General features: G+C 47.6%; 16 protein-coding genes. 9 read left to right on the top strand and 7 right to left on the bottom strand.

Features of this window, described 5'->3' with window-relative positions; translation table 11 throughout:
- Positions 1-59: 59 nt before the first annotated feature.
- The 5 genes from AKN87_RS10610 (at position 60) to AKN87_RS10630 (ending at position 4047) form a co-directional block, all read left to right on the top strand.
- On the top strand, positions 60-1610 hold the full coding sequence (locus AKN87_RS10610) for a 2-isopropylmalate synthase (RefSeq protein ID WP_053103400.1): 1551 nt from the start codon (positions 60-62) through the stop codon (positions 1608-1610).
- Complete coding sequence (locus AKN87_RS10615) at positions 1607-2437, top strand: hypothetical protein (RefSeq protein ID WP_053103401.1); 831 nt, start codon at positions 1607-1609, stop codon at positions 2435-2437. Before AKN87_RS10610 ends, AKN87_RS10615 begins: the two co-directional genes overlap by 4 nt.
- Before the next feature lie 10 nt (positions 2438-2447).
- Positions 2448-2897, top strand: coding sequence for a ribosomal protein S18-alanine N-acetyltransferase (rimI, locus tag AKN87_RS10620; RefSeq protein ID WP_053101095.1), 450 nt, complete (start codon positions 2448-2450; stop codon positions 2895-2897).
- A gap of 96 nt (positions 2898-2993) precedes the next feature.
- Complete coding sequence (gene can / locus AKN87_RS10625) at positions 2994-3632, top strand: carbonate dehydratase (protein ID WP_053101096.1); 639 nt, start codon at positions 2994-2996, stop codon at positions 3630-3632.
- Between the two features lie 100 nt (positions 3633-3732).
- A complete protein-coding gene (locus tag AKN87_RS10630; protein ID WP_053101097.1) occupies positions 3733-4047 on the top strand; it encodes a hypothetical protein in 315 nt (104 codons plus the stop codon).
- Positions 4048-4105: 58 nt separating this feature from the next.
- Here the strand turns inward: AKN87_RS10630 and AKN87_RS10635 are convergent, their stop codons facing one another.
- From AKN87_RS10635 to AKN87_RS10645, 3 genes are read right to left on the bottom strand one after another with little or no spacing between them, the layout of a single operon-like run.
- Positions 4106-5434 carry a 2-oxo acid dehydrogenase subunit E2 gene (locus AKN87_RS10635; protein ID WP_053103402.1) on the bottom strand — a complete coding sequence of 443 codons (1329 nt, stop codon included), beginning with the start codon at positions 5432-5434 and terminating at the stop codon, positions 4106-4108.
- A 42-nt stretch (positions 5435-5476) separates the two neighbouring features.
- The gene (locus AKN87_RS10640; RefSeq protein WP_053103403.1) at positions 5477-6454 is read right to left on the bottom strand and encodes an alpha-ketoacid dehydrogenase subunit beta; all 978 of its coding nucleotides are present in this window, start codon (positions 6452-6454) and stop codon (positions 5477-5479) included.
- Complete coding sequence (locus AKN87_RS10645; protein WP_053103404.1) at positions 6454-7635, bottom strand: thiamine pyrophosphate-dependent dehydrogenase E1 component subunit alpha; 1182 nt, start codon at positions 7633-7635, stop codon at positions 6454-6456. The genes AKN87_RS10640 and AKN87_RS10645 overlap by 1 nt, the downstream gene beginning before the upstream one ends.
- Positions 7636-7868: 233 nt before the next feature.
- Here AKN87_RS10645 and AKN87_RS10650 point away from each other — a divergent pair, with 233 nt between their 5' ends.
- Together AKN87_RS10650 and recJ are read left to right on the top strand one after the other, a co-directional pair.
- Positions 7869-8405 (top strand): YaeQ family protein, encoded by a 537-nt coding sequence (locus tag AKN87_RS10650; protein ID WP_053103405.1) that lies wholly within the window; start codon positions 7869-7871, stop codon positions 8403-8405.
- A gap of 6 nt (positions 8406-8411) precedes the next feature.
- Positions 8412-10127, top strand: coding sequence for a single-stranded-DNA-specific exonuclease RecJ (recJ, locus tag AKN87_RS10655; protein ID WP_053103406.1), 1716 nt, complete (start codon positions 8412-8414; stop codon positions 10125-10127).
- A 25-nt stretch (positions 10128-10152) separates the two neighbouring features.
- Here recJ and AKN87_RS10660 read toward each other — a convergent pair whose 3' ends face one another.
- The 3 genes from AKN87_RS10660 to polA form a co-directional block, all read right to left on the bottom strand.
- Positions 10153-10764: a DUF4136 domain-containing protein gene (locus AKN87_RS10660; RefSeq protein ID WP_053103407.1), complete on the bottom strand. Its 612-nt coding sequence runs from the start codon at positions 10762-10764 to the stop codon at positions 10153-10155.
- On the bottom strand, positions 10761-11525 hold the full coding sequence (locus tag AKN87_RS10665; protein ID WP_053103408.1) for a methyltransferase domain-containing protein: 765 nt from the start codon (positions 11523-11525) through the stop codon (positions 10761-10763). Before AKN87_RS10665 ends, AKN87_RS10660 begins: the two co-directional genes overlap by 4 nt.
- Before the next feature lie 89 nt (positions 11526-11614).
- Positions 11615-14341 carry a DNA polymerase I gene (polA, locus tag AKN87_RS10670; RefSeq protein ID WP_053103409.1) on the bottom strand — a complete coding sequence of 909 codons (2727 nt, stop codon included), beginning with the start codon at positions 14339-14341 and terminating at the stop codon, positions 11615-11617.
- A 145-nt stretch (positions 14342-14486) separates the two neighbouring features.
- Between polA and fabG the strand changes: the two genes are divergently transcribed.
- Entirely contained in the window at positions 14487-15242 is a 756-nt protein-coding gene (fabG, locus tag AKN87_RS10675; RefSeq protein ID WP_053103410.1) for a 3-oxoacyl-ACP reductase FabG, read from the top strand.
- Positions 15243-15286: 44 nt separating this feature from the next.
- Here fabG and AKN87_RS10680 read toward each other — a convergent pair whose 3' ends face one another.
- On the bottom strand, positions 15287-16093 hold the full coding sequence (locus AKN87_RS10680; RefSeq protein WP_053101107.1) for a phosphatase PAP2 family protein: 807 nt from the start codon (positions 16091-16093) through the stop codon (positions 15287-15289).
- A gap of 135 nt (positions 16094-16228) precedes the next feature.
- Here AKN87_RS10680 and hslO point away from each other — a divergent pair, with 135 nt between their 5' ends.
- On the top strand, positions 16229-17122 hold the full coding sequence (hslO, locus tag AKN87_RS10685; protein ID WP_053103411.1) for an Hsp33 family molecular chaperone HslO: 894 nt from the start codon (positions 16229-16231) through the stop codon (positions 17120-17122).
- Positions 17123-17127: the final 5 nt, after the last annotated feature.

Genomic DNA, 17127 nt, shown 5'->3' on the forward strand with positions numbered 1-17127 from the left:
GTAAAAATTATTTTTAAAACATCCGTGATGCCGCTAAGAGCGGTGCTGAAGAGGCCATTATGAGCAACAACGATCGCGTTATTATTTTTGATACGACCTTACGTGACGGCGAACAGAGCCCTGGCGCCTCCATGACGAAAGAAGAAAAAATTCGTATTGCTAAAGCCCTTGAGCGCCTGCGAGTCGATGTGATTGAGGCTGGATTTGCGATTGCCAGTCCTGGAGACTTTGACTCAGTTAAAACCATCGCAGAAACCATTAAAGACAGTACCGTTTGTAGCCTTGCACGGGCGATTGATGCGGACATTGAGCGCGCCGGTGAAGCCTTAGCTAATGCAAACTCAGGTCGAATCCATACCTTTATTGCCACCAGCCCGATTCACATGCAATACAAGTTGCGGATGCAGCCAGAGCAGGTGATTGAGCAAGCGGTGCGCGCCATTACTAAAGCCCGTAGTTTATGTGCCGATGTTGAATTTTCTTGTGAAGATGCTAGTCGCTCAGAAATTGATTTCCTGTGCCGTGTGGTTGAGGCAGCGATTGATGCCGGTGCTACCACCATTAACCTGCCAGACACCGTCGGTTATGCGATTCCTGAACACTATGCAGCCTTAGTCCGTGAGCTACGCAACCGTGTACCTAATGCTGATAAAGCAATTTTCTCGGTGCACTGCCATAACGATTTAGGTTTAGCGGTGGCTAACTCATTGGCAGCGATTGATGCCGGAGCGCGTCAGATTGAGTGTACGATTAACGGTTTAGGTGAGCGTGCTGGTAATGCGGCGCTAGAAGAAATCGTCATGGCGATTAAAACCCGTCAAGATGTGCTGGGTGTCCACACTCGGATTGATACACCGCATATTCTCAGCACCTCGCGCATGGTTTCTGGGATTACCGGTTTTCCAGTACAGCCAAACAAGGCCATTGTTGGGGCTAATGCGTTTGCCCATGAGTCGGGGATTCACCAAGATGGCGTGCTTAAGCACCGTGAAACCTACGAAATTATGACGGCGCAAGACGTGGGCTGGAACACCAATAAAATGGTACTGGGTAAGCATTCGGGGCGTAATGCGTTCCGTAGCCGTTTAGATGAGCTGGGCATTGTGTTACCGAGCGAGTCAGATTTGAATGCAGCATTCGCCCGCTTTAAAGACTTAGCTGATAAAAAGCATGAAGTGTTTGATGAGGATATTCAGGCGCTAGTCTCTGATGCAATTAGCGAAGAGGCAACTGAGTACTACAAATTAGTGAGCATGGAAGTGGCCAGTAAAACCGGTGAAGTGCCTGTAGCGCATCTTGTACTGAGTATTGATGGACAAGAGCATCATGTCGAGTCTGATGGTTCGGGACCAGTTGATGCCACCTTTAAAGCCATTGAGTCGGTGGCGCAGTCGGGGGCGACTTTACAATTGTTCTCGGTGAATGCGATCACTCAAGGAACTGACTCACAAGGAGAGGTGACCGTGCGTTTAGAGCTAGGTGGTCGCGTGATTAATGGTAACGGTGCAGATACTGATATTGTCATGGCATCTGCTAGAGCCTATCTCAATGCTTTGAACTTGTTACGTGAAGGCCAAGCCAAGGCGCATCCACAAGCGGCTTTAGTGTGATTGATTCTGCACTGTTTGCGCAACAAGAAGCACGGCGCCGAGCAATGCTTGGCGCTATGCAAATTGAGGTGTGGTTGCCGCGGCAAACCTTACCTTTTGCAGCTGCCTCGAATCCGCAGTTATTAGCTTTTACTGCTGAGCCACAGCTCAAGCAAGATCAAAGTACAGCGGACGCGCCAGAGGTTAAGATAAACGTAGAGCCAGCACGTGAAAGTGCTGCGCTTGGGCAGCTGTTGCAACAACTTAAGGCTGGCGCTGCGCCGGAAACTAGCGCCAGTGCTGGGTTAATGCAAGCGGAGGAAGTGGCTGAGTCTGAGCCAGCATCTAGTCTAGAGCCTACGGCTATTCCCCACTTTAATTTGCAGTTGTTGCGCGCTGATAATTGCTTGTTTTTAGTGGATTTGCGGGTGGCTGAAGGTTATCAGCAATCTGATCCAGATTATCGCTTGCTGCGTGATTTGTTACGTGCTGCAGGCATTACTCAGGCACCAACCGTCGAGCGGGCAGGCGCACCAATTCAGTGGCCGATGCTACAAGCGGGTTTGTTAGCTGCTGATCAGGGCGCAGAAACCGCTTTGCAAACGGTGCAGTATTTGCTACAGCTCGAGTTACATAAACAACCCGCGCAGTGTGTTTGGCTCATTGGTCGCTCGGCGATGCGCTTTGCCGCTGGACTAGATGAGACAGCCTATTACAGCGCACAGCAGCACCCTGTATTGGGTTCGGTGTGGGCGATACCTAGCCTTGAGCTACTTATTGAGCAGCCCGAGCGTAAGGCTGAGGTATGGCGCAGTATGCAAGCGAACTGGCAGCTGTGGCGCAACTAAGGAATGATCTATGGATGAATTAAGCTATCGACCGATGCAACCACAGGACCTTGCAAAAGTGGTGGCACTTGAGCAACAGGCATTTAGTCATCCTTGGAGTTTGTCGCTCTATCAAGATGCACTCACTAGTTATCACTGCTGGGTCTTAGAGCAGCAACAACAGCATGTTGGGCATGGGGTTATTCAAGTGATTTTAGATGAAGCTCACTTGCTTAACATTGCTGTGGATAAACGTCTGCAAGGTCAAGGCTTAGGCAGTCAGTTGCTGGCGTTTTTAATGCAGCAGGCAGAGCAATTAGGTGCTACGCAATGCTTTTTAGAGCTACGCGCATCGAATCAAGCGGCTTATCATGTGTATGAGTCTTATGGCTTTAATGAAATTGCTCGACGTAAAAATTACTATCCTGCCGAGCAGGGAATGGAAGATGCACTGATCATGGCGTGTTTATTAGGCGACTAGCAGTTGCCGCACGCTAAAATGAAAATTATTCACTGTGACCAGATGGCCATTAGTTGAGTCAAATAAACGATTTAACCAACAAAAAACGAGGAAACTATGCCTGAATTACAGCAGTTATTTGATAATAACGTCGAGTGGTCTGAATCAATTAAACAGGAAGATCCCACGTTTTTTGAGAAGCTAGCCAAGCAGCAAGCACCTGAGTACTTATGGATTGGTTGCTCTGATGCACGGGTGCCAGCCAACGAGATTGTTGGTATGTTGCCTGGTGATTTATTTGTCCACCGTAACGTGGGTAACGTCGTGATCCATACCGACTTAAACTGTTTATCGGTATTACAGTACGCAGTGGATGTGTTAAAAGTGAAGCATATTTTAGTCACGGGCCATTATGGCTGTGGCGGTGTACGTGCGGCAATGCAAGATAAGCAGTTGGGTTTAATTGATGGTTGGCTGCGTACCATTCGTGATCTGTACTATGAGAACTATGATGATCTAGCCGCTATTAAAAATGAAGAAGAACGAGTGGATCGTCTATGCGAGCTGAACGTGATTCAGCAAGTGTCTAACGTTTGTCATACGGCAATTATTCAAAATGCTTGGCACCGTGGACAAAAACTATCGGTTTATGGCTGTATCTACGGAATTAAAGACGGTTTATGGAAAAATTTAAATGTAACGGTGAAAGGCATTGATCAAATTCCAGCGCAGTATCGTTTACGTCCACTAGACTAACCTAGTTTCAGCTCACTCTAGAAAGAGTTCCTTGCCCAAGGAGCAATGCGTTAGAATGGCTCGCACTATCTTCTAACGCATTGTGAATTGGAGACCGCTCATGCAAGAGCCAGAAGTAAATTTCCTGCCTTATATCACCACCGCTATTGTGACCATTATCATTTCCGTCGGTACGTTGTGGTATTACGGCTATCTGCATTTTGCAAAGCCACAAGATGCGCTGTTATTGGCTGATTACACCATGATTAAAACTGTGCCTGGCGAAGACTATAAAATATCGGCGAATGCTGCCGAGCAAACTGCTGCCTGTATTGACGGTGTTTTAGTCTTGCGTGATAACACTAATCCTGCATTAACGGGTGTCTTGGTCGACAATAAAAAGCGTGCTATCCACTGCCTAAAAACGTTTGAATAATTAATTGAATAGGTAGTTAGCGACCTAGTTCCTATGGATTTAGGTCGCTGATTGAGTGCTATAGGTGGATGATTAAATGTTTAGGGTTTTCTAACAGTTTTTTCCAATAGGCTACAAAGCGCGCTAAGGTTGCCCCATCAATAATGCGGTGATCTGCAGAGCCACTCAAGGTTAACAGTAAGCGTTTTTCTACTTGATCCTCTGCATTAAAACGCGGCAGATATTGAGTTTTTCCTAGAGCGAAAATAGCCACTTCAGGTTTGCTAATAATAGGTGTAGCAACGGTGCCGCCAATCGTTCCAATATTAGATAAGGTAATGGTGCCGCCTTGTAACTGTTCGCTGGTCAGCTTACCGGCTTTAGCTTGCTCGGTTAGTTGCGCCAATTCTTGAGTAATTTCAACAATGCTTTTTAGCTGCACATTTTTAATATTAGGCACTAATAAACCTTGCGGCGTATCAACTGCCAGTCCGATATTGATTGCATCAAAATAAGTGATCTCCGTGGCTGGCTCATTGAGCTGGGCATTTAGAATTGGAAACTGCTTCAAACTTACAGCTAAGGTTTTAATAAAAAACGGCAGCAGGGTTAAGCGTAATTCTTGGGCAGAAAAATCAGGTTTCAGCGCTTGTCGTAACTGTTCAAGCTCCGTTAAGTCAAACTCTTCAGCATAGGTAAAATGTGGAATAGTGCGCATGCTGTCAGCCATGTGTTTCGCCATTGCCGCTTTAATACCACGCAAAGGTTCAGTTCGTTGACCGCTAGTGCTAGTGATGGGTGCAGGTTTAGTCGCAGTGATATCTGCCGTAGTTTCAGGCGCTTGGGTTAAAAATGCCTGTAGATCTTCTTTGAGTACGCGGCCATTTTTCCCGCTACCTGTTACTTGTTGTAAATCAATCGCTTGCTCGCGTGCCATCTTGCGTACCGCAGGCGTAGCCAATGCACGGGCTTGGGTTTCTTGGGCGCTGGGTTCGCCAAGGCTTTGCGAAATAGCTATTGGTTGTTGCGTAGCGGACGAGCTTTTTAGATGAGAGGCCTCTGCCATGTCCTTGATTACGCTGTGCGTTGCTTGGGATTCTGCTAAAGCAGTTGCAGTTGCAGTTGCAGTTGCAGTTGCAGTTGCAGTTGCAGCTGTGCTGTTTTCTTCGCCCTCAATTGTTAGCGCAAATAAGGGTTGTCCCACTACTGCAATTTCGCCTTCGGCATAATAGTGTTTTGCGATTATGCCGTCATGCATCGCCGGAATTTCTACGGTGACTTTATCGGTCATAACATCGGCAACGGTTTGGTCTTCTTTAACCGCTTCGCCTTCTTGCACGTACCAGGTTAAAACTTCACACTCGACAATACCTTCGCCAATGTCGGGTAAAATAAAATCTACATTCATGGGGTTCTCCTTACAGCAGCGCTGCAAATTAAATCGCGGGAATCAATAGTTCATGCTGCTGCGGATCGCATCGAGGGTTCTAAATTCGTTAGGCAGATATTCTTTCTCCAGCATATAAGGGAAGGGCGTATCCCAACCAGTTACCCGCATAATCGGGGACTCTAACGAGAGAAAACATTCTTGTTGTATGGTGGCTGCAATTTCAGCACCAAAACCGCTGGTCAATGGGGCCTCATGATTAATTACTAAACGCCCAGTTTTTTTAACCGAAGTTGCTACCGTGTCCACGTCCCATGGCAACAGCGAGCGTAAATCAATCACCTCGCAAGCAATCCCTTCCGCTGCAGCTAGCTGCGCCGCTTTTTCGATAATCTCCATTTGTGCCCCCCAAGCTAGTAGGGTGATATCAGTTCCTTGCTGCACAACCTCTGCTTTAGCTAACGGCAGCTCATAGTAACCTTCTGGCACTTCGCCAACCGCAGCGCGATAGAGGCGCTTGGGCTCAAAGAAAATCACCGGGTCAGGGCAATTAATTGACGCCAGTAATAACCCTTTAGCCTGTTCAGGGTTGCGGGGAATCACCACACGTATTCCAGGAATATGGGTAAAGAAACTTTCCGGCGATTGGGAGTGATAATGCCCGCCGCTGATGCCGCCACCATAGGGAGTGCGTACGGTTAAGCCACCGACATTAAACTGATTGCCTGAGCGATAACGAAACTTGGCGGTTTCATTTACGATTTGGTCAAACGCCGGAAAGATATAATCGGCAAACTGAATTTCAGCCACCGGCTTATGGCCAAAAGCGGCTAAGCCGTTGGCAAAGCCTAAAATACCTTGTTCGGTAAGTGGTGTATTAAAGCAGCGTTCGCGCCCATACTTTGCTTGTAAGCCTTGGGTAGCACGAAACACCCCGCCAAAACTACCCACATCTTCACCAAAGCAAATCACGCTAGGATCTTGCTGCATAGCGATATCGAGCGCTTGGTTAATCGCTTGCAGGAGATTGATTTTACTCATTATTTTAGACCTCCAGCAGTGAGGGGAAAGTGTTCAGGATAGCGTTTAATATGGGCCTCAAGCTGTTGCTGCTGTTGTTTTAAATGTTCTGGCAACTGCTGATAAACATCGCTAAATAAGCTATCTAAGCTTGGTTTGTCGAGTTGCTCAGCGCGCTTCATCGCTGCAACCACTAAGCCTGAGTATTTCTCTTTGCGCGCAAGGTCTTGCTCATCAGTCCACCAGCCTTGTTTAATGAGCCAATGTTTAAAGCGGGGTTCCTTATCTTGTTTACGCCATGGTTCCTCTTCATCTTGGCTGCGGTAAGCGGATGGATCGTCGGAACTGGAGTGAGCGCCTAAACGATAAGTCATAGCCTCAATTAATATGGGTTGTGAACCTTCAATTGCCAATGTTCTAGCAAGACGCGTGGCTTCGTAAACTGCCAGTACATCATTACCATCCACGCGTAGGGTTTTAATCCCATAACCTGCGCCACGTGCTGCAATGCCATCACCGGCATATTGTTCGTGAGCAGGGGTGGAGATGGCATAACCATTATTACGGCAAAAGAATATTACCGGCACTTTCAGCACCGCGGCCATATTAAGTCCGGCATGAAAATCACCTTCCGAGGCGGCCCCCTCGCCAAAGTAGCAAATCACGCAGTTAGCTTGCTGGGTGACTTTGAAACCGTAAGCGTAGCCTGTGGCTTGTGGAATCTGTGTGGCTAAGGGAGATGAAATAGTCAGGTAGTTGAGTTCACGCGAGCCATAATGAATAGGCATTTGCCGGCCTTTGCCAAGGTCTAGCTCGGTGGCAAAAATTTGCTGCATAAATTGATCAAGGGTAAAGCCGCGATAAGCCAAAGCACCTTGCTCACGGTATTGGGCCATAATCACGTCATTGCTATCGAGTGCGGCGCAGCTGCCAATATCAGTGGCTTCTTCACCGGTTTCGGTCATATAAAAACTGATGCGCCCTTGGCGTTGGGCAGCAATCATGCGTTGATCTAACGCGCGAATCAGCAAATAGGTATCATATATTTTTAGCGCGGTGGCTTGATCCAAATGGATGGAGTAATTCGGATCGTACAAACTACCGTCAGTTTGTAGCAGGCTGAACATCGGCATATTGTCGTGTTCAGGTTGAGTAAAGTGCAGTTGATGGGTCAATACACTTTTTTTGCGTAAGTCTTGCATAGCGGGTCCCTTCTTATTGTTATGTGGAGGGAGCGAGGCATTGATTGTGTCAGTGCCCTAAGGCCCATAGTAGAGATCATCGTTTATGGGCAGTTCAGTCAGCGGTAAGCTGTTACTCACGCTAGCATGTTTGTGCAGAGGGGTAAGTTATCTAAAAGTTTTAGCTGGCGAGCTGGCGCAGCATTTACTGCCAATAGCGAGTAGAATGCAGCGTTTTGCAAGCAGAGTGATGTATGGCGTTACAACCGACCACCTTAAAAGTTGAGATCAATCTGTCTGACTTAGATCGCAATGTGTATAGCAATCAGCGTTTTACTTTGGCGCAACATCCCTCAGAAACAGCAGAACGGGTATGTGCCCGTTTATTAGCCACAGCACTGTGGTTTAGTGAGACGCTTAAATTTGGTCGAGGTTTAGGGTTTCCCGATGAGCCTGCGTTGCTTGAGGAAAGCTTAGACGGGCAGCTTTTGCATTGGATTGATGTGGGGCAGCCTGATTTAGAGCGGATTACTGCAAGCAGCCGTAAAGCTCAGCAGGTGAGTATTTTGGCGTACGGTGGTTTAAAGAGTTGGCCCGACAAAGTGGTGGCTAAGCTGGGTAAATTGGCTAATGTGAAAATTGCTCACCTAGCAACCGAACCTTTAGCTGCACTGGCTGAAACCTTAACTCGCAGTGTGCAATGGTCGGTGCTGATCAGTGAAGGTGTGCTTTATATCACCACCCAGGATCAGCAATTCAGCATCCAACTGCAATGGTTGAAAGGAGATTAAAGCCCTATGTTAATCCAGCAACGTCCGCTGCCAGCCCAACTGCCTTATTTAGGTGAGCTGCCTGAATTACTCCAGCGCTTATATGCTGCCCGTGGGGTGCAGTCTGAGCGAGAGCTAGAAAAAAGTTTAGCTCACTTATTGCCCTATCAGCAGTTAAAAGGTATTGATCAAGCAGTTGAATTGTTGTGCCAAGGCTTAGATAAGCAGGCGAGGATATTAATTATTGGGGATTTTGATGCTGATGGGGCAACGGCTAGTGCAGTAGGGGTGTTGGGATTAAAACAGTTGGGTTTTAACTCAGTTGATTATTTAGTGCCGAACCGCTTTGAGTATGGTTATGGGTTAACCCCTGAAATTGTTGAGGTTGCCCTAGAAAAGCAACCGGATATTTTAATCACGGTTGATAATGGTATCTCAAGCATTGATGGCGTGGCTGCGGCTAAGCGTGCTGGGTTAACAGTGATTGTCACCGATCACCACTTACCTGGTCACGAGCTGCCAGCAGCCGATGCTATCGTCAATCCCAATCAGCCAGGGTGTGAGTTTCCCAGTAAAGCCATGGCGGGTGTGGGTGTGATGTTTTATCTACTGATGGCATTGAGGGCTACATTACGCAATAACGGCTGGTTTACACTGCATGGTGTTACTCAGCCCAACCTAGGTAATTTGCTGGATTTAGTGGCGCTTGGCAGTGTGGCGGATGTGGTGCCATTGGATGCCAATAACCGCATTTTTGTCCATCAGGGACTGGCGCGGATTCGGGCAGGTCGCGCTCGTCCAGGATTGCAGGCGCTGTTACAAGTTGCGCGTAAAGAAGCTCATAAAGTTTCTTCGGTTGATTTGGGCTTTATTCTCGGTCCAAGATTAAATGCTGCAGGCAGGCTCGATGATATTAGCTTAGGCATTGAGTGCTTACTGTGTGAGGATCATGCCTTAGCGTTAGATATGGCGCAGCAGTTGGATCAGCTCAACCATGATCGAAAAGCCATTGAGCGCGGCATGCAGCAAGAAGCATTGGTGCAGCTGCAAGCCATCGAGCTGAATGATTTGCCATTCGGTTTATGTGTGTTTGAAGCAGAGTGGCATCAAGGCGTCATTGGCATTTTGGCTTCACGTTTAAAAGAAAAATACCATCGCCCTGTGATTGCTTTTGCTGATGCGGGTGAGGGGCAGCTCAAGGGGTCAGCGCGCTCGATTCCGGGATTTCATATTCGTGATGCGTTAGATGCTATCGCCGCGGCTAATCCTAATTTAATTAGTAAGTTCGGTGGCCACGCGATGGCTGCCGGTTTGTCGATTGCTGCTTCTCAATATGAGGCATTTGCCCAAGCCTTTGATTGCGAAGTGCGCCGTCAACTTTCAGAAGATGATTTGACAGGGCGCTTACTCTCTGACGGTCCGTTAGCAGCCAACGAGTTTGATTTGGAGTTAGCTAAGCAGTTAAAGCATGCCGGGCCTTGGGGGCAGCATTTTCCAGAGCCGTTATTTCACGGGAACTTTATTTTAGAGGGTCAGCGTTTGGTGGGCGAGAAACACTTAAAGCTGATGTTGCGAACCGAGTGCGGCAGCAAACAAGTGGATGGTATTGCATTTAATATTGACCTTGAGCAGTGGCCAAACCCCACCATACGCCAGGTTCTAGTGGCGTATAGCTTGGATGTGAATGAGTTTCGTGGGCAGGAGTCGGTTCAGCTGATTGTACGGCATATCCAAGCGGCTTAAGGCCGCTGGATAGCCTCAATGCCCATTACTGATAGCCTTTAAGTGCTTGATTTAAGGCCTCAATAATTTGTTGGCGGGTTGGTTGCTCACTCTCAACTTCGCCCGTGCCCTGCCAAACACCTTTACCGCTCTGGTTGTCGACTAGACGTAAATTAAAGGTAGTGACTGTACGTCGATAACTTTCTGAGTTAAGCGGAAAGTCGGCCCCGATTCCCACACCACTGTAACCATGGCGAGAATAATGGCGGTTACGATGGACGCCACCGCCATAGTACACCGATGGATTGATTTGCCGCTGATAGAGGCGTTGTTGCTGACCAATAGTGAGTTGCACAGTGATCTCGGCACTTGCATCTTGTGCGGGGCGTAGGCCTTGTTGATCTAAGCGCTCTAAAACTAGCAACTCTAATTCACTGTGGGACTGATGGGGCAAACTACCATGAATCGAAGGGGTAGCCCATTGCCATGTTTGGTATTGCGTTTGGCGCTCTGGCGCTGGATAAGCGCTGTAGTCTACTGCATGAGCGGCTTGTGGTGGCGCCGGATCTAATCCCATGGATTCTGCTTGGTATGGGTTATGTGTCGCGCAGGCAGCTAAGCCAAGGCAACTGATAGCAAAAACAAGTGAGCGCATCATGGGTTCTCCATGTGAGGTTGGCACAGCCAATGTAAATAACGTCCTAAAGGGCCAAGGCTAGGATGGCGACGATAAGACAGTTCGGTACTGATCATCTCATCTAGGGCAATTTTTTGCTGAAATTTAGGCAGCATATAATCATGGAAGACGCGTACCCCGCTTTGAGTTTTGATCTGCCAGTACGGTGTTAGCTGCTGCTGTACTTCCCGTGGGTCTAAAGGTTGTTGTGGAGTTAAGCCACCGGCATCACCTTGAAATTGCATTTTACTCAGCTTGCGCAAATTACCTTTAATTAGATTGCGAAAAATCAACGCATCTTTATTGTAAAAGGCTAAGGATAGCCAACCGTGCTGGCGCGTAAATTGCTGCAGAACAGGAAGAATAGCCCAAGGTTCAGCCAGCCATTCTAGTACTGCATGGCAAATGACTAAGTCAAAGGTTTCGTCGGCTAATAACTCTGGCAGCTTTTGCCAAGGACTATGAATAAAGCGGGCCGTGCAATTAGCTTTGGCAAAGCGTTGTTTGGCTGCTTCGAGCATCGGCTGCGCAGGTTCGGTAAAGGTGATGGTATGACCTTGTTCAGCCAGCCATAAAGCAATATGACCTAAACCACCACCTATATCCAACACACGCAGGGGGCGTTCTGGCAGTTGTTCTAGTAGGTCTTGTTGAATTACCGCTAAACGAATCGCTCCTTTAGTGCCCCCGTAAATTTTTTCGGCAAAGCGTGTGGCCAGCTCATCAAAGTGATGATCGTGCATAATAAAAATTATCTTTTAATTTAGCGCTGCCAAGGCAGCGCTGGTCAATAATAAAATACGTGACTTAACTGAATGGAAAGCGATAAGGCTTAATGGGCTTGATCCCAGTTATCCCCCACACCTGCCTCAACAATTAAAGGTACATCCAGCTCAGCTGCGGCTTGCATACGTTCAATTAAGCCTTGGCTAATAGCATCTACCTGATCCTTTCGAACTTCTAAAATCAATTCATCATGTACCTGCATAATCATCTGGGCATCCCATTGCTTATCTTGCAGCCACTGCTGTACTTCAATCATTGCGCGCTTAATGATATCTGCAGCGCTGCCTTGCATTGGCGCATTAATCGCGGTGCGTTCGGCGGCGCGGCGCATAGCGGGGTTTTTGGCCTTAATTTCGGGTAGATATAAGCGACGCCCAAAAATGGTTTCGACATAGCCTTGCTCAGCGGCTTGCTGACGGGTGCGTTCCATATAATCTTGCACCCCAGGGTAACGGGTGAAATAACGCTCGATATATTCTTGTGCTTCGCTGCGTGAGCATTCAATTTGTTTGGCTAAACCAAAGGCACTCATGCCGTAAATTAGTCCGAAGTTAATCGCTTTCGCCCGGCGCCGTTGTTCATTACTAACCTGTTCTAAGCTGACGCCAAAGACTTCAGCGGCAGTGGCGCGGTGCACATCGCGGTCATGCCGGAAGGCATCTAATAAGCTGGCGTCTTGAGCGAGGTGCGCCATGATGCGCAACTCAATTTGCGAGTAGTCAGCGGCAATCAGTTTATAACCTGGCTTGGCAATAAATGCTTGGCGAATGCGGCGACCTTCAGGGGTGCGGATTGGAATATTTTGCAAGTTTGGATTACTAGACGACAGGCGTCCAGTGGCAGTAACTGCTTGATGATAGTTGGTGTGAATGCGCCCCGTGGCGGGATTAATTTGTTGTGGCAAACTATCGGTATAGGTACTTTTTAGTTTACTTAGGCTGCGGTACTCCATTAGCAGTATGGGGAGTTGATGACCATCTTCTGCTAATTGGGAAAGGACTGATTCTGCCGTGCTAGGCTGGCCCTTAGCGGTTTTGGCCAAGATAGGTAGGCCAAGCTTTTCATACAAAATAGTGCCTAACTGCTTAGGTGAAGCAAGATTAAATTCTTCACCAGCAATTTCAAAGGCTTGTCGCTCTAGTTCAGTCAGTTTTTCACCCAGCTCTAAACTTTGCTTACCTAGCAAGTGGGCGTCTACTAATGCTCCATGGCGCTCCATTTGCGCCAGTACCGGTACCAATGGCAGCTCTATCGTATCGAGTACTCTTTGTAAGCTTGGAATAGGGGCTAGCTGTTGCTGCAGAGCCTGATGTAAGCGCAGCGTCAGATCAGCATCTTCTGCAGCGTAGTGGCCGGCTTGGGCTAAATCAATTTGATCAAAAGTAAGTTGCTTAGCGCCTTTGCCAGCAATGTCTTCAAACTTGACCGTGGGCTGGCCTAGGTATTTAAGCGCTAAGCTGTCCATATCATGGCGAGTGGCGGTTGAGTTTAATACATAAGACTCAAGCATGGTGTCAGCGGCTAAGCCTTGCAGTTGAATGCCATAGTTAGCTAGCACGTTGATATCATATTTGGCGTTCTGGCAGATCTTACCAATGGCAGGATTTTCTAAAATAGGCTTAATTTTGCTCAGTACCTGTGCAAAATCCAGTTGTTCAGGTACGCCCATATAACTGTGGGCCAGAGGCACATAAGCTGCGATGCCTGGCGTGATTGCCACTGAAAAACCTACCAGCTGCGCTTGTTGTGCATCGACACTGGTGGTTTCGGTATCAAAAGCGAACACCTTGGCTTGTGCTAGCTGTTGTAGCCATGCATCAAACGTTTCCCAGGTTAGAAGGGTTTGGTAGTCGATAGCTAACTCAGGCTCGGCCGGCGGTAAATCGATGGCTTCGGCTTTATTACTTAAGGCATTGAGCCAACTTTTAAACTCAAGCTCGCGGTAAAGCTCGGCGAGAGTAGCATAATCTGGCTCACTGGCTTTGAGTTGATCGGCGCGGTAATCCAACTCAACATCCAGTTTAATAGTGGCTAATTCACGGGATAAGTAAGCCATTTCACGGTGTTCTTCCATTTTAGGTGCTAATGTTTTAGCGCCACGGAAAGACAGCGTAGCAATTTTATCGAGGTTGGCATAAATCGTATCCATGCCACCGTTTAAGCCGGTCAGTAAGCCAAGCGCTGTTTTTTCCCCGACGCCAGGTACGCCAGGAATATTGTCGGCTTTATCGCCCATCAAGGCTAAAAAGTCGATAATTAACTCAGGGCCAATACCGAACTTGGCTTTAACGCCTTCTATATCCATCACGGTATTGGTCATGGTGTTAACCAGTGTGATGTGCTCGTTGACGAGCTGCGCCATATCTTTATCGCCGGTGGAAATTACCACCGGAATTTGTAACTCAGAGGCTTGAATTGCCAGGGTGCCAATCACATCATCCGCTTCTACACCTTCAACGCATAATAAAGGCAAGCCCAAGGCTTTAACTGCTTGGTGGAGCGGAGCAATTTGGCTACGTAAGTCATCAGGCATGGGCGGACGTTGCGCTTTGTACTGCTCGAAGAGGGTGTCACGAAAGGTTGGGCCTTTCGCATCAAACACCACCACGAGGGTGCTATCGGGATAGTCTTTTTCTAGGCTGCGGAGCATATTGAGTACGCCCTTAATCGCCCCTGTTGGCTGGCCTTTGGAGGTGGTTAGTGGAGGTAAGGCGTGAAATGCTCGGTATAAATAAGACGAGCCATCAACTAAAACTAAAGGTGCAGTAGACATGCGCAAGGTCAACCCTTGGTCAAACGACCAGTTGTAATATCAATCAGAGAATATGGAGTAAATGCTAGAGCAAAAAGTGGTCAAATTGAATGGCCTTTTTTGCTAGCCTGTTAATTCATTAGTAACTCGATACAAGGAGAGCCTCATGTTTTCATTAACAGAACAAATTGCCATTGTAACAGGTGGCGCCAAAGGGATTGGTCAAGGGATTGCTGCGACCCTAGTTAAAGCGGGCGCTAAAGTAATTATTGCGGATATTGATCAAGAGCAGGGAGCCGCCACCGCCGAACAACTCGGCTGTGCGTTTAAAGCACTGGATGTGACTTCACAAGCCCAGTGTCAGCAAGTAGTGGCTGAAGTAGTTAAAGAATATGGCCGTTTGGATATTCTCTGCTCCAATACCGGTATTTTCCCCCAAGCAACGATTGCTGAAATGACCGAAGAAAACTGGGATCAGATGCAATCAGTTAACGTAAAAAGTATGTTTTTTATGGTGCAGGCGGCGTTACAGCCGATGCGTGCGCAAAATTATGGCCGGGTGGTGATTACCTCATCCATTACCGGCGCGATCACGGGCTACCCAGGCTGGTCTCATTATGGCGCCAGTAAAGCTGCACAGTTAGGATTTATGCGCAGTGCCGCACTAGAAGCGGCGCGTGAAGGCGTGACTATTAACGCAGTCATGCCGGGTAATATTTTAACCGAGGGCCTTAAAGCCCAAGGTGAAGAGTACTTAGCGCAAATGAGTCGCAGTGTGCCGACCCACACCTTAGGTGAGCCAGAAGATATTGGGCATGCGGTGTGCTTTTTAGCCTCTAAAGAAGCTAAATTTATCACCGGACAAACCATTATTGTCGATGGTGGGCAAATTTTGCCAGAATCTCCAGAAGCATTGTTGTAATGACACTCATACACCATGGCGGCTTGCCGCCATGGTGTATGAACTTAACGGCAGCTTTCAGCTTGCACGATGGCTAACAGTTTTAGCCCAGGCACATGCTGTGCAAGCCGTAAGATTGGCGTCGTCATCCAGTTTAACCCCTGAGTTAAGCTATGGGTCAACGGGGTACAGTAGCCCCAAGCTAGGCTTTGCAGAGCTAAAAAAAGGCCGCCGACTAAGTTATCACTGAGCCAATGTGCGCCAGCGACTAAGCGCGGTAGAATAAAAAAGATCCCTAAAGCAATGACTAACAGTCGCTGCTTACCTTGGGCAAAATAACTGGTAAAGAGCAACCACAACAATAAAACCGAGGCATGGTCACCAGGGAAACTACGACTGGAGCGGTCTTTGATTTCTAGATAGCGTTCCATCCAAGGAAAGGCTTGCGACAGTTGAAAACCATCACCAAAAAACACCGAAGGGCTAGCATGCTGTAGCCCCAGTTGGGTAATCACTTTAGTAAAAACTGTGCGCCAGATGAGCATGACAGTAAGCAAGCTGATAAAGGTCAGCAAGGCGATTTTAAGCTGGGCTTGTTTGAAAATAAAATCTTTATAAATTAAAGAAATTAACATCACGCTACCTGCAAGTAGGTCAGCTACGCGAGTACTTAAAAAAGCCCATAACAAATCCCAAGCGGCGAAATGGCCTAAACTTCCATTCAGTAGTCGATAGACGGGCTCATCCACCCACCTCCAGAGGCTGGCGGTGCTGGGTATTAGCCAGCTACTCAGTAACAGGATGCTGAATAACTGCAGTAGAATAAAGGACGTTTTACGCCAGCGTGCTTGAATAATTGATACAGAAGCCATAGATACAGAGAATTACATTGATTGGTTAAGAGTAGAAGTAAGCTATTGTTAGGTGACTATCATACAGTAATTAGTCACTGGTTTTAGCTGGCTGTTCCAGATTGCTTTTGCCCCTTAGTTTTATAGGTTGAGAGAATGCACGATAAAGATTTTACCCAGCGTTTTTTATTTGAAGACGCAGACGTCCGGGGCGAGCTAGCGCAACTGGATCAAACCTATCAGCAGGTATTGCAGCGCCATGCTTATCCTCCTGCAGTCGCTGTTCTATTAGGTGAGCTATTGGCTGCCGCGGCTTTATTGGTAGGTACCTTGAAGTTTGATGGTTTATTGACCCTACAGGCCCGCTCAGAGGGGCCGCTTTCTTTGCTTATGGTGGAGTGCTCAAGTGAACGTGAAATGCGTGCTATTGCCCGTTATGATCAGGCGCAATTAGGTGCTGAGCAAGGATTTAAGCAGTTGATGCCAAATGGCATTATGGCCATGACGATTGAACCCAAAGATGGCCAGCGTTATCAGGGCTTAGTGGCATTTGAAGGAGAAACGCTAGCTGACTCACTGAATGCTTATTTCGCTAATTCTGAGCAATTAGGTAGCCATTTTTGGTTAGCCGCGGATGGTCAGCAAGCACGGGGCTTTTTGTTGCAGCAATTGCCCGTTGACCGCGTACCAGAAGCGGATCAGCGGCAGCAGCACTGGGAGCATGTACTCACCTTAGCCCAGACCCTGACTAAAGATGAATTGTTTGCCTTAGATAATGCGACCATCTTGCATCGTCTTTACCATGAGGAAAATATTCTATTATTTGATCCGGCGACAGTGTGCTTTAACTGCAGCTGCTCACGAGAACGTTCAATTCATGCTCTGGTAAGTTTGGGGCGTGAGGACGTTGAAGCGTTGCTGAAAGAAAAACAAGATCTAATTGAGATTGATTGTCAGTTCTGCAACGAGCGCTATTTATTTGATGGTAAAGATGTGGCGCAAATCTTCGAACAAGCAGAACAGAGTGATCAGTCGCAGACCGTGCATTAATTAGT

Origin of the sequence: Thiopseudomonas alkaliphila (assembly GCF_001267175.1) — a bacterium.
Taxonomy (GTDB): Bacteria; Pseudomonadota; Gammaproteobacteria; order Pseudomonadales; family Pseudomonadaceae; genus Oblitimonas; species Oblitimonas alkaliphila.